General features: G+C 31.6%; 13 protein-coding genes. 10 read left to right on the forward strand and 3 right to left on the reverse strand.

The genetic code is table 11. From position 1 onward, the window contains the following. Position 1: 1 nt before the first annotated feature. Together wecB and LO744_RS19260 are read left to right on the forward strand one after the other, a co-directional pair. Positions 2 to 1081 carry a non-hydrolyzing UDP-N-acetylglucosamine 2-epimerase gene (wecB, locus tag LO744_RS19255; protein WP_230672326.1) on the forward strand — a complete coding sequence of 360 codons (1080 nt, stop codon included), beginning with the start codon at positions 2 to 4 and terminating at the stop codon, positions 1079 to 1081. Beyond that, positions 1078 to 1764 carry an NAD-dependent epimerase/dehydratase family protein gene (locus LO744_RS19260; RefSeq protein ID WP_230672328.1) on the forward strand — a complete coding sequence of 229 codons (687 nt, stop codon included), beginning with the start codon at positions 1078 to 1080 and terminating at the stop codon, positions 1762 to 1764. The genes wecB and LO744_RS19260 overlap by 4 nt, the downstream gene beginning before the upstream one ends. A 3-nt stretch (positions 1765 to 1767) precedes the next feature. On the opposite strand, the gene asnB is transcribed toward LO744_RS19260, so the two are convergent. Continuing rightward, positions 1768 to 3588 carry an asparagine synthase (glutamine-hydrolyzing) gene (gene asnB, locus LO744_RS19265; protein WP_230672330.1) on the reverse strand — a complete coding sequence of 607 codons (1821 nt, stop codon included), beginning with the start codon at positions 3586 to 3588 and terminating at the stop codon, positions 1768 to 1770. Positions 3589 to 3686: 98 nt separating this feature from the next. Further along, positions 3687 to 4694, reverse strand: coding sequence for a glycosyltransferase (locus LO744_RS19270; RefSeq protein WP_230672332.1), 1008 nt, complete (start codon positions 4692 to 4694; stop codon positions 3687 to 3689). 69 nt (positions 4695 to 4763) lie between these two features. Between LO744_RS19270 and LO744_RS19275 the strand changes: the two genes are divergently transcribed. From LO744_RS19275 to LO744_RS19290, 4 genes are read left to right on the forward strand one after another with little or no spacing between them, the layout of a single operon-like run. Further along, the gene (locus tag LO744_RS19275) at positions 4764 to 5327 is read left to right on the forward strand and encodes an acyltransferase (RefSeq protein WP_230672334.1); all 564 of its coding nucleotides are present in this window, start codon (positions 4764 to 4766) and stop codon (positions 5325 to 5327) included. Positions 5328 to 5349: 22 nt separating this feature from the next. Next, positions 5350 to 6468, forward strand: coding sequence for a glycosyltransferase (locus LO744_RS19280; protein WP_230672336.1), 1119 nt, complete (start codon positions 5350 to 5352; stop codon positions 6466 to 6468). A gap of 24 nt (positions 6469 to 6492) precedes the next feature. Beyond that, a complete protein-coding gene (locus tag LO744_RS19285) occupies positions 6493 to 7299 on the forward strand; it encodes a glycosyltransferase family 2 protein (RefSeq protein WP_230672338.1) in 807 nt (268 codons plus the stop codon). Continuing rightward, positions 7299 to 8315: a glycosyltransferase family 2 protein gene (locus LO744_RS19290; protein WP_230672340.1), complete on the forward strand. Its 1017-nt coding sequence runs from the start codon at positions 7299 to 7301 to the stop codon at positions 8313 to 8315. Before LO744_RS19285 ends, LO744_RS19290 begins: the two co-directional genes overlap by 1 nt. Before the next feature lie 29 nt (positions 8316 to 8344). Here the strand turns inward: LO744_RS19290 and LO744_RS19295 are convergent, their stop codons facing one another. Then, on the reverse strand, positions 8345 to 9121 hold the full coding sequence (locus LO744_RS19295) for a class I SAM-dependent methyltransferase (protein ID WP_230672342.1): 777 nt from the start codon (positions 9119 to 9121) through the stop codon (positions 8345 to 8347). Positions 9122 to 9214: 93 nt separating this feature from the next. Between LO744_RS19295 and LO744_RS19300 the strand changes: the two genes are divergently transcribed. From LO744_RS19300 to LO744_RS19315, 4 genes are all read left to right on the forward strand, one after another. Further along, positions 9215 to 10369: a glycosyltransferase gene (locus tag LO744_RS19300; protein WP_230672344.1), complete on the forward strand. Its 1155-nt coding sequence runs from the start codon at positions 9215 to 9217 to the stop codon at positions 10367 to 10369. Beyond that, positions 10366 to 11262, forward strand: a complete 897-nt coding sequence (locus tag LO744_RS19305) for a glycosyltransferase family A protein (RefSeq protein ID WP_230672346.1) — start codon at positions 10366 to 10368, stop codon at positions 11260 to 11262. Before LO744_RS19300 ends, LO744_RS19305 begins: the two co-directional genes overlap by 4 nt. Position 11263: 1 nt before the next feature. After that, on the forward strand, positions 11264 to 12412 hold the full coding sequence (locus LO744_RS19310) for a glycosyltransferase (RefSeq protein WP_230672348.1): 1149 nt from the start codon (positions 11264 to 11266) through the stop codon (positions 12410 to 12412). Positions 12413 to 12514: 102 nt separating this feature from the next. Next, positions 12515 to 13666, forward strand: a complete 1152-nt coding sequence (locus tag LO744_RS19315; RefSeq protein ID WP_230672350.1) for a glycosyltransferase — start codon at positions 12515 to 12517, stop codon at positions 13664 to 13666. Positions 13667 to 13681: the final 15 nt, after the last annotated feature.

A 13681-nucleotide genomic window follows, 5' to 3' on the forward strand; every position in this document is an offset into this window, starting at 1 on the left:
GATGAGCGAAAAAATTGCAATTATTTATGGGACGCGTCCAGAATTTCTGAAGGTATTCCCTCTTATCAATGAATTTAATAGGATTCGACAGGGCATTACCATTGTCAACACCGGGCAGCATGATTCTCTTTTAACCGAAATGGAAAAAAGCTTCGGAGTTACACCCGATTTCCAGTTATCTGTGCAGTCTTTAGATTTCAGTAATTCTAATCTTATTGCAAAACTCATCAACGACATCTCAAATCTCGTTCATCAAGAAAATATTCAAAAAATCATTGCCCAAGGCGATACATTTACCGTCTTAGCATCATCTATGGTGGCTTTTTTAGAACAGAGAAAATTTTATCATATTGAGGCCGGGCTTCGTACATCTGATATTAATCTGCCTTTTCCGGAAGAGTTTAACAGACGCGTTGTTTCTTTGACGACTCATGTTAATTTCTCTCCTACAGAATTATCAAAACAAAACCTTCTTCACGAAAATATTTCTGAACATAAAATTTCTTTAGTCGGCAATACCATTGTCGACATGATAAAGTATGTAACTCAAAAAGAAAAGATTCAAGTAGAATATCAAGATTGTGTTTTTATTACTGCACACCGAAGAGAAAATATTGGTCAGCCTTTAAGAAACATTGCTCAGGCAATAAAAGAATTAGCTGAAGAAAATCCGGTCATTCAATTTGATTGGGCTTTACATCCTAATCCCAACACCAGGAAAATCATTTTAGAAGTTTTTGAGAGTGGTATTCCAGAAAATATCAATTTTACAGAACCTCTCTCCTATTTGGAAGCCATTACAAAAATGGCAAAGTCTAAAATCATTATCTCAGATTCCGGAGGCATCCAAGAGGAAGCACCAAGCTTACAAAAACGCATATTAATCTTGAGAGAAGAGACTGAAAGACCTGAAGTTATTACTTGTAAATGTGGTATTTTGGTAGGAAGTGATATTCAAAAAATTAAACAAAACTTCAACGCAATTTATCATCATCCTGAAGAATATATTTTTAAAAGTGAAAACAATCCTTTCGGTGATGGAAAATCAGCAGAAAAAATAGTCGCAAAAATAATAGAATGATTGTAGGAAAAGGCCTTATTGCATCATTATTCACAGCTCACGACAGAGAAAATACAATTTTCTTTGCGTCTGGAGTTTCCAACTCTTTAGAAACAAGAGTCGAAGAATTTTTACGTGAGGAAAATCTTATTAAAAGTACCATCACTGAAAATACTGACAAAGTATTTATCTATTTTTCCACCTGCAGTATTTATGATTCTTCTAAAACAGGAAGCGACTATGTTCTTCATAAACTCAAAATGGAGCAGCTAATTAAAAAATCGTGTAATCAGTTTTTAATATTAAGGGTAAGCAATGCCGTAGGAAAAGGAGGAAACCCTAATCTTCTCATGAATTATATTGTGAGAGCTGTTAAAAACGATGAAACAATTAACGTTCATACCAAAGCAACACGTAACCTCATTGATGTAGATGACATCAGAAATGTAACTTTTGATTTGCTAAAAAATCAATCTTTGAATAAAATTATCAATGTTGCTTATCTCAAAAATTATTCAATTTTGGAGATTTTGGAGATTGTAGAAAAATTTTACGACAAAAAAATCAATAGCAACCTCTTAAAAAGTGGTTCAGGATACGACATTAATATTCCAGATATTGAACGTTATTTTACTGAAAATAATCTTATCAACAAGGAAAATTATTTGTTGGAAATATTAAAAAAATATTACGCTGTGATGTAAAAACTAATGTTCCTCCATCCAGATTCCCAGTACAAGCAAAGACCAGTGTTTATAATTATAGTTTAAGTTTTTTTGAACCTGTAAGAAATCTAGTTTACTGAAAATTTTTGATGCCGGATTTTTTAATATTTTTGATGAAAGCTCTTCCATTGCAGGGATTTTTAACCATTTTTCAATAGGAGCTCCAAAGCCTTGTTTTCTTTTGTTAAGAATATTATCCGTCAACAATGTACCAAAAGCTTTTCGAAGAATAATTTTAGTCTGTAGAGCATCCACTTTATATTTTGCAGGAAGTGCAGAGCAGAATTCAACTAAATCTTTATCTAAAAAAGGAGTTCTTAGTTCTATAGAATGCATCATCGCAATACGGTCATCTTTTACCATATAATCTCCCGGAATAATATTGGTGAGATCCATTTTCATCGCAGTATTCAGGTTGGTTTTATCCATTGGAAAATGGTAAGAATGCTGGTAATCTGAATCTGATTTTAAAAGTAATTTTGTTTCTTCTTTGGTGAAGTTATTATGTACTTTTTCCGTCTGGTAAGAAACAATATCTGGAAATTTTGCTCTGAAAATTTTATCTAAAAAATAGTTTCTACCACTTGAAAAACCAGTTTTCTCACTCACTGTAGAGCCCACTTTATACAAAGGGAGCAACGTTTTACTAGCCTTCCCTTTATCTAAAATTTCTTTTTCTTTCTGATACCATTTATACCCTCCAAAAAGCTCATCACCGGCATTTCCTGTAATAACAACGGTCATCTTTTTTGCAGCTTCTTTACAGATGGTGTACGTTGCCAAAATAGCGGTGTCTGCCAATGGTTCATCTAGCTTTTTTAAAACCTCGGTCAATAATTTAGGTATTTCGTCATCTTTCAAAGAAACTTCAAGATGATTGGTATTGTATTTTTTCGAAATACTTCTTGCTTCAGGCATTTCGTTCCATTCACCTTGATATTCAAAACCTAAAGTGGTAAGATTGGAATGATGCTGAGAAGAAAGCGCAACCAACGTTCCGGAATCTAAACCACCACTTAAAAACGCTCCTACTTTCACGTCGGCAATCAATTGCTTTTCAACAGACTCTTCAACTAAACTTTTAAATTTAATAATTGCGTCTTCTTCTGAGATTTGTAATTCTTCTTTTGGAAAATTCCAATATTGAGAAATTTTTATTTCACCATCCTTATAAAGAAGTTGATGAGCAGGCTGCAAAACTTTAATATTTTTATAAATACTCTGCTGACTATCAACATACATATGACGAAGAAAATGAAATATCGCGTCATCATTTAATTCAGAATCTACCAAACCGGTCGCCAAAATAGCTTTAATTTCTGAAGCAAAAATAAACTCTCCGTTTTTCCCGGTTGCATAATAAAATGGTTTTTCACCAAATCGGTCTCTTGCACAAAACAATTCTTGCTTTTCTTCGTTCCAGATTGCCATAGAAAACATACCGTTGAGGTGTTTCGGAGTTTCTGAACCGTATTTTTGATAAAGAGATACAATAACCTCTGTGTCTGTATTGCTTTTAAAAGGATATTCTTTCATTTCCTTTTTTACATCGCGATACCCGTAGATTTCTCCGTTGAAAACAATGCATTCATTTTTTGTGTCTGAGTACATCGGTTGATGCCCATCTTTTGACAAATCAACAATGGCTAGTCTTCTGAAACCTAAAAAGCAGTTTTGAAAATATTCATGACCTTCATCATCCGGGCCACGATGAATAATAGAATCTGTCATATTTTTGAGACTCGTTTTATAGAAGTCATCATTTAAAATATTTGTCTTTACAATTCCCGAAATTCCACACATATAGCAATATTATTTTGTAAAAAAAGGTTGCGAAAATTCATATCACATTCTTCTTATTCTTTAATTTTTCTGTAATATTTTTTCTAAAAAAACTGAAATCATCTCTCAAAGCGCCAGATAAATAATTTCGTAGCCCAATCTGAAGGTATATTTTGGGCAAAATTTTTCTTTTTAATTCCTAGAGAGAAATTCGGATTAATATAATCTATCAAGTTTAATCTTGTGAGTTTTTGCATTCTTGAAATATTGGTACGCAAATATTCTTTATCCTTCAAGGCTTTCCACTGAATAATAAGAACCGTCTCTTTGAAGAGAACAATTTTCTTTTTAATCAGCTTCTTCAATTCCGGATTTTTTTGCTCATTATACGATTTTGTAAAATGCTCAAGAATCGTTAAATAATTCTCAAAATTCCTTTTATTTCTATTAAAAATCACAGATTCTCCGTGCAGATAATAGAGATAGGTAATATCATCAATAATCGCTAAAGTTTCAGCTTTTAAAAGCAAATGAAAAAACCAAAGCTCATCTTGCGCAAATAATCCCGGCACAAAAAAGATTTTATTATCAACGATAAATTCTCTTTTAATCAATTTATTCCAAGAAGAAGAAGGGAATTTTTCGTTACTGTACACCGAAAATATTTCCAGATTATTATCGTAATACTTTTTGGGGGCATTGGTAGGAAAACCAAAGTCTTTCGTTGTATTTTCAAAAGTATTAATCCATCGATTTTGAGCAATTATAATCTGTGCATCAGTCTTTAATGCATTTTCAACCAATAATTCGATACAATTTTCTGTAATTTCATCATCACTATCCAAAAAATAAATATATTTTCCATTCGAAGCTTTTATCCCTGTATTTCTCACAACCGAAAGCCCTGAGTTTTCTTTGTGCTCATCAACTTTAATGGTAAGACCAGGATTTTCTTTAACGAATTTTTCGATAATAGCCATACTCCCATCTGGAGTACAGTCATTAACCAAAATAATTTCAAAATTTGTATAAGTTTGACTCTTTACAGATTCTAAACATCGAAGAATATATTTCTCACATTTAAAAACAGGAATATTAATACTAATTAAAGGTTGATTGGTGCTCATCAAATTGTTTTACTGTTATTTATTACAAAATTAAAAGAATATTTAATACTTTTGGATAAAACATTTTAGATGAAAAAGGTTTTAGGTTTATATTTTATAAAATTAAAAAATTTTGCAAACAGCTGCATCAATCAAAAAAATCGCGATTTTTTTTTCACCAGCAAAAGTTCTATTCATAATTCCTTTAAACTGGGTTCTGATAATTTTTTAGATATTTCTTCGGAAGCAGAATTTAAGTTTGGAAAAAATGTTATGATCAACCAAGCTAACTTTATTACTGTAAAATCTAATGCAAAACTTATTATAGGAGACGAAACTTACATAACCAGAGCTACAATCTCGTGTCTTGGAGAAATTGAAATCGGAAAAAACTGTATTCTTGGAGAAGGCATGAAAATTTTTGATCATAACCATCAATATACAAAAGAGCCATTCTCAGTATCAAAAACAGATTTCAATATTGGAAAAGTGAAGCTTGGAAATAATGTATGGACTGGAGCAAATGTTACTATTTTAAAAGATGTCACAATAGGCGATAATGTTATTTTGGGAGCAGGATGTATCATTCACAAAGATGTTCCTGCAAATTCAATTATCATTAATAAACAAGATCAACATCGAATATCTTTATAAACTATTCTCATAAAAACGCTGAATGAAAACTCCTAAAATTTTAATAGCTACCCCCGGATTAAATAAACCAATGGGGCCTTTTGTAAAAAATTATATTGAAAATTTACCTTTCGAAAAAATTGTCCTTTTTGGAGGTTTTGTTCCCTATTTTTATATGGGCACAAGTTTAAGAAAGCAAAAAATAACAAGATATTTCCTTACTGCAATATCTTTAATGAATCATAAAAGATTACAAAAAATAATAAAAAAAAGATTTAAAAAAATTCTTTTAAAAGAAAAAATAGATTGTGTAGTCGGAGATTTTTTAGTGACCGGAGCAGCAGTGAGAGAAGTTTGTGAGGAGCTAAAAATTCCGATAGTTGCTAATGTTTTAGGATATGAGATTCATAAGAAAGATGTTTTAGAAAGCAATACTGCTATTTATTCAAAATTAGGAAAATACAACGCTTTTGTAATTCCCGTTGCAAAAAATATGGTTCCTAAACTAAAAAATTTAGGATTCAGTGACGAACAAATTGTATATTCTCCTATCGGGGCCAAAGAAGACTTTTTTAAGATCTCACCCTCTTACGAATCGTATCAATTTTTAGCTATCGGGCGTTTTGCAGAGACAAAATCACCTCAAATCAGTATTAAAGCCTTCGCTAAAGTTCTTGAGAAATTTCCACATGCTAAATTTGTATTTGCTGGAGACGGAGAACTGTTTGAAGAATGCCAACAATTGATTGAAGAATTACAATTAAGTGATAAAATAGATTTTGTTGGCTGGATTGGTCAGGAAACACAAATGAAACTTCTCAGCGAAAGCGCTGTATTCATTCAACATTCTGTAACGGCTGAAAATGGTGATGCAGAAGGCACTCCTGTAGCAATTATTGAAGCATCAGCAGCTGGTTTACCTGTAGTTTCTACAAAAAACGGAGGAATAATTGATACAATAATTGATGGAGAAACTGGCTTTTTAGTTGACGAGCATGACTTAGATTCTATGGCCGAAAAAATGATTTTTCTCTTAGAAAATCAAAACGTCATAAAAGAATTCGGACAAAGAGGAAAAGAATTTATTCGTGCAAATTTTTCTTTGGATAAACACCTGAATGATGTCTCTCAAACAATAATAAAAAGTCTAAACAGCAGATAAACATATAGATTTAAACATAATTCTATGGTAAAATTCTCAATTCTTATTGCGCATTATAACAACTATAATTATTTTATAGAATGCTATAAAAGCATTCTTAATCAAACCTATCAAAATTTTGAAATTATCCTTGTAGATGATTGCTCTACGGATAATTCTTATCAAAAAATCGTAGAACTTACAAAAGATAACGCGAATGTAAAAGTTTTCAGAAATGAGGAAAACAGAGGGGTAGGATATACAAAAAGAAAATGTGTAGAGATGGCATCCGGAGAAATCTGCGGATTTGTAGATCCCGACGATGCTTTAGTAGAAAACGCATTACAAATAAGCATAGAAAATCATACGCAAGATAATATTGTCACCTATTCTCAATTTTATCTTTGTGATCATCAATTAAAGCCAATTAAGATATTCCAGCATTCGCGTGCTGTAAAAAATGGAAAGAAAGATTTTTTTAATGTTTTTCTAGAAGCCAATCATTTTTTCACTTTTAAAAAAGAGGCTTATGATAAAACGGTAGGAATCAATATAGAGCTTAGTTCGGCTGTGGATCAGGATTTATATCTTAAACTTTATGAAGTGGGAAGATTCAATTTTATAAATATCCCACTTTATTATTACCGTTTACACGATAAAGGCGTCTCACAAGAATCTTCAAAAAAAGGAAAACTAAATCAAAACTGGCAAAGAGTAATTTTAGACACCGCAAAAAGAAGAAATATTAAGTCTTTATTTGGTAAAAGCATCAACGAAATCGATAATTTACCCGAGTTTATTTTAAAAAATCAGAATACTTTATTTAAAAGAATTCTAAGAAAATTTAATTAATGGATATACTGATAAAGTCTTTTAATCGTCCTTTTTATTTAGATCGCTGCATTACTTCAATCTATCAAAATGTTTCAGGTGATTTGAAAATAAAAATTTTAGATGATGGTACTCCAAAAGTATATTTAGATAAAATCCGTAAAAAACATCCTGAAGTAGAAATATTACTTTCTAATCAATATGAAAAGAAAGTCATTGCGATTAAAGAAAATATAGAATCCGGAAAACTTATTAATGGCTTTGAAATACCCACAAAATTCTGGTATGAAGCTGTAAAAAACAGTTCAGACTATCTCATTATTACCGAAGACGATGTTTGGTTTACCGAAAAAATTGATGTCAATACATTACAAAATCAAGCCAAAAAATTTGACATCCATCTACTAAAGCTTGGCTGGCTGGGAAATGAGACTGAAAGAAAAGATTTAATACTCAATTCTATTACTGATGATGTAGAGTCTGCACAACCGAAAGATTTGTTGTTGATGAACAAAAAATTAATGTCTGCTTTTTTTCGTAATCAATTTCTGTTTTTCACAATTCTTTATAGACTTAAAATTGTAGACAACTTTACACCTCTTAAATATTGGTCACTCAATTCGATATTAATGGGACTTTATAAAAAAGAATACTGGCTCAACATTTGGGAAAATATCGATGAAAAAGTAGACGAAAAGCAACAACTTATTAATGCTTCTGTTTTTTATCGTAGAAATAAAAACAATCCTAATTTTATTTCCAGACTTAAAAGTGAAGCGATGAAAACAACTTTTCAATCCTCAGCCACCAGTTCTTATCATGAATATGGTTTTAACTTTGATGTAAACCAGTTTAATTATCTGATCAATGAAGCTTGGCTAAAAGATGAGTTTAACGAAATGGAAAACTTCCCAAAAGATTTTTCTTTAGATTATTTTAAAGGGTTTGTATCAGAAAAAATCAACATTTCAGAATTTGAAAAGTGGGTCAATAAATTCCGAAAACAATATGAAGCATTGGGCTGCAATACCCATTAAAAAGCCACAAAATAATCTGTGGCTTTTATTTATTGTTTTATAATAACTCCGGCATATTTGCCATCAAACTCAATAATATGCGGTGTGTGATTATTCTGCTCGCAATAATCTTTAAAAGCAGCATTATCACCTACATCATCACTCATAAAAACACCTCCGTTTCTCAATCTGTCCCATAAAATTTTATATGCCCACATTCTTCCGTCATACGTTTTGTCGCTGTCGTAATGCACAACATCAAAAGTTTTTGCTTTTTCAAAAATTTTAGGAAGAGATTCTTTATCTGCAAATCGAAAAAGATCCCAGTTGCTTTTATATTTTTCAGGAATAACACATCCTACAAAATCTTCACTTTGATTTTGAAGAATATAAGGCATATCTGAACTATAAAGTGTTCCATTTCTGGAAACTAAAGATGCTAAAGCAGCAAAAGAAGACCATCCATAGGCAACTCCGGTCTCGATAGAACTTTGAGCCTTTGCAAATTCGTTGATGTAATAAATAACACTTAAAGAACCCGCACCTCCCATTTTCACAGGTGTTTTTTCCTGTATTTCTAATGCATTCTGATATTCTTGAGGGAAGATATTTTCAAAAGGAACAAAGCTTATTTTCAATACATTTTCTATGAAATCTTTTTCAGAAACAGCAATGCTTTGGCACCATTTTTCTGCTTCTTCCTTGCCTCGTAACCCTGATGAACGGTTGAATATATTTTTCCATATCTTACGTCTTAGTTCGGGATAAAGATCTGGGCGTTTAAGATAAGCGACAAATGTGCTTGTAATTTCTGAAACTTTACTCATACAGTTATGTTTTAAGGGGTAAAAATACAAAAGAATTGCACAAACAGTCTTATATTTGTTTCTTTAAGGATTAATTTTTTTTAAAATACACAAATGCCTCACAAAATAAAAGTTCTGTTCCGTCATCGCTCCATGGAAATGGGAGGAGTAGAAAGAGTACTTCTCGATTTGTTGGAGAATCTACCGAGAGACTTGTTTGACATTACTTTTTTTCTGACCATTGACCAAGGAGAACTTAGAAAAAGTATTCCTAAAGATATTGAGCTCATTACTCTGCAAAAAGGAAGAGAAGATATGAGTGCCAACAAGCTTCTCAGAACCTTGCAGCTTATAAAAAGAAATTTAATTCTTTCTTTTTATCGAAATAATCCTAAAATATTATACCGCAGAATCATTAAAAAAGATTTTGATCTCGAAATTGCTCCTACCTATGCCGAATTTGAAAACATTCTGTCTAGCCCTTTATCCTCAAGAAAAATAGCCTGGTTTCATACTGATGTAGGCTATGATCCTGACCAAAAAAGAGTTTTAAGCAGAATCAATGCACTCAAAAAATTTGACTGGGTAATTTTTGGGTCTAAGCAAACCCGAGATGTTATCACAGATTTATATCAGATTGAATATCCTAAAAGTTCTATCATTTATAATTCTATAAAAATAGATGACGTAAAAATAAAAGCATTAGAATTCCCTGTACATTACGATACGCATCCCGTATTTTCATCTATGGGAAGATTGCATAGCCGTAAAAACTATCACACGTTGATGAATGTACACAAAAAACTTTTAGACGAAGGTTTTTCACATTCTATTGCGGTGATTGGCGGTGGCGCAGAGATGGAAAATTTAAAAAAACAAGCAAAAGAATTAAATGTTGAAAATACATTTCTTCTTCTTGACAGCCAGATAAACCCTTATCCTTATATCAAAAATTCTGATTATTTCGTACTCCCTTCAGAGTCTGAATCTTATCCTTTAACCATCGGAGAAGTAATGGGATTAAACATTCCGATTGTAAGCACCAATGTAGGCGGAATTCCCGAAATGATTGAGCATGATTTTGACGGATATCTTGTAGAGCCAGACGAAAAATCAATCTATGAAGGCATGAAACTATTTCTCACCAATACCAATTTGACAGAGAAATACAAGAAAAACATGGTACACTCTGTGGAGAAATTTGATAATGAAAAAATTTACAATCAGGTAACTTCTGTTTTTCAGAAACAATATAAACTTAAAGGATGAAAAAGCCATTAGTCACCATTCTTACGCCCACTTATAATCGAGCGCACACTTTACCGAGGGTTTTTGAATCTTTGCAGAATCAGACGTTTAAAGATTTCGAATGGCTCATTATTGATGATGGCTCTACCGACAAAACTAAAGAACTCGTTGAAGAATTCCAGAGAATATCTGATATTAAAATCAGGTATTATCATCAGGAAAATCAACATAAATTTTTAACTTTTTTTCGGGGTATTGATCTTGCAGAAGGCAAATATTTTTCACCTTTAGATTCTGATGATGCCTTACCCAAAAATTCTATGGAAATTCTCGTCAATACTTGGGAGCAGATTCATGATCATCAAAATATTGTATTTGTATCAACGCTTTGTGAAGATCAGTTTGGAAATATTGTGGGAGACCATTTTCCTGAACCACCCTTTATCTGTACTATTTTCGACATGCGGTACAAATACAAAATAAAAGGCGATAAATGGGGAATGGGAAAAACAGATATTTATAAAAAAATGAAGCTTAATTTTGAAAATCTCTCAGGAAAAGGCTTTATTCCGGAAGGAGTTTTCCAATTTCAGTTTGATCAATTGGGTTTTCATTACTGTATTAATAAAGTAACGAGAATTTATTTCCGGGACAAAGATGACGAGCAGTCACTCGCCAATCAGTTTTATGATAAAAAAAATGCATTTGGGCTTGCCGAAAACTACAAAGCATTTCTAAATACCTATAGTTCAAAAATTTGGAGCAATCCTATTCCGGTTCTTAGGAATTTGGGCGGCTATTTGAAATTTTCGAAAATTGATGGTAGATCTTTAAAAAAAATCACTTCAGAATTAAAATCTACTGAAATGAAATTACTGGCAAATCTACTTTACCCATTCTCAAAACTCATTTAGAATGCCAAAAAAAATACTTTTTATTTATTATCAAAATCTTAAACCGGGTGGCGTTTCAAGAGTTATGATTAATCTTGCCAATGAGTTGTGTCATAAAGATTATCAAGTAAGCATTTTGTTTTTAATGGCAGGTGAGAATACTTTTTATGAAATAAATCCTAAAATTAAAATTCATACAATTAATTCTTTCGAGCATTTTGGGGTTCAGAAAATCAATCCTTTACTCGACAAATATTTAAAGAAATTCCCATATAGATTTAATCTAAAAAAGTATATATTCGATTTCGGACAGTGGAATACCATGTATAAATGGCTCAAAACCAACCATCAAAATTATGATATCATTATTTCGTGTTGGTACAAGCTATCTTCTCAAATTGCAACAAATAAAGAAATTGCAAAAAAAACATTCGCTTGGGAACACTCCAACTACGAAGTTGGAGGGAAATTATGGGGTGATTTTTTGCGTCCAAAATATAAAAACTTAGCAGGAATTGTTTGCATTAATAAAGCATCTTTTAATTATTATAAAACACTCAATCCCAATGTTTATGTAATTCCGAATATTATAGGTGAACCATTTGAAAGCATCAAAAGTATTGATTTTGAAAGTAAAATAAATCAATTGATTTATGTGGGAAGGCTAGATCAAGAAAAAAATGTGAGTGCAATCATTACTATAATTTCACAAATAGATGTAAAAGACTTTCATCTTAAAATTATTGGTGAAGGTTCTGAAATGTGGAATTTAAAAAAACAAGTTCAAGAAAAAAGGCTAGAATCAAAAGTTACTTTTACAGGTCGTTTGTCGATTAACGAAATCAAAAATGAACTGTTAAAAAGTAAAGTTTTCTTATTTACAAGTATCAATGAAGCATTTGGAATGGTATTACTAGAGGCTATGTTCTGTGGTAATGCACTTATTTCTTACAATTGTAATTATGGGCCATCAGATATTATTAATGAAAACAACGGTTTTTTAATTCCATTGAATGATGAAAAAAAGTTTGGAGAAAGTCTACAAAATCTTATCAATAATCCAGATTCATTAAACAAGCTCATTAAATCATCTTTTCAGGAATCTTTTAAATGGCGAAAAGACAAAGCACTTACTCAATGGGATAGAATAATTAATCCTACTTCTTTATAAGTTCGATTTAAATAACTTCAAATACCCTAGTAAATTATAGCTAAAAATACCCTCTTTTTATAAATTAATAAGATAAAATTAAAAGAATATAAATAAAAATAAATGTCTCAAAAAAAGAAAATCCTCATTCGTATTGGCTCACTTCGTCATGGTGGCGCAGAAAAAGTATTGGTTACTTTTTTGAAAAATCTTCCGCAGGATAAATATGAGATTGACTTGCTTTTAAATTTATATTCAGGGAAATATCTGAGTGAAGTTCCCAATTGGATTAATATCATTTACTTAAATAAAGGAGAAATGATAACCACCAACAGAATTCAGGATATTCCGAAAAAGGCAGCGAGAGTTATTTATCAAACTACGTTAAAAAAATTTCCATCTCTTTTGTATAATGGAAAACTAAAAGGAAAAAAATACGATATTGAGTTTGCGGCAATTCACGGGATGCGAGATGAAATTATTAATTCGCCTCTCGCCTCTTCAAAAAAAATAGTCTGGATTCATAATGACCTTTCCCAAGTAAAAGAATATACAGAAGATGAGATTAAAAAATTCTTCAGTTTTGATAAAATCATGGTGATTTCAGAGAAAATAGAAAAGCTTTTTCTTGAATTGGCCGAAAACGAAACGGAAAAACAAAAAATCATTAAAATCTACAACCCTTTAGATACCGAAGAAATTCTATCTAAAACAGAGCAACCACTCATTCATTATAAATTTGACCACACCCACCCTACTTTTATCTCTGTAGGAACGGTTTTTCCGCAGAAAGGTTTTGACAGACTTCTAAGAGTGCATAAAAAACTTTTAGACGAAGGTTTTATACACAAAATACTGATTGTGGGTGACGGATATGATTTTGAAAATATCAAAAAGCTAAAAACAGAGCTCAATCTCGACAATACCGCAACCATGCTGGGTTTTACTGATAATCCGTATCCGTACTTCAACAAGGCAGATTATTACATTTTAAGTTCAAGGTATGAAGGTTTCCCGACTGTTTTGTTTGAAGCGATTACTTTAAAAAAGAAAATCATTGCCACAGATGTTTCAGGAGTTAGAGAAATGCTGAATGATGGTGAATTAGGCTTAATTGTCGAAAACTCTGAAGAAGGAATTTATTCCGGAATGAGGAAAGCTTTGCTCGATTCTCAAGATTTTGAAAAATACACCGAGAAGCTAAAAGGTTACGAGATGCCTTTCAATCTTGAAAACTCAGTACAAAAAATCATTTCAATTCTTGACGGCTTGTAGATTAATTTTTGTTCT

It is taken from the genome of Chryseobacterium turcicum (assembly GCF_021010565.1).
GTDB classification, from domain to species: Bacteria; Bacteroidota; Bacteroidia; order Flavobacteriales; family Weeksellaceae; genus Chryseobacterium; species Chryseobacterium turcicum.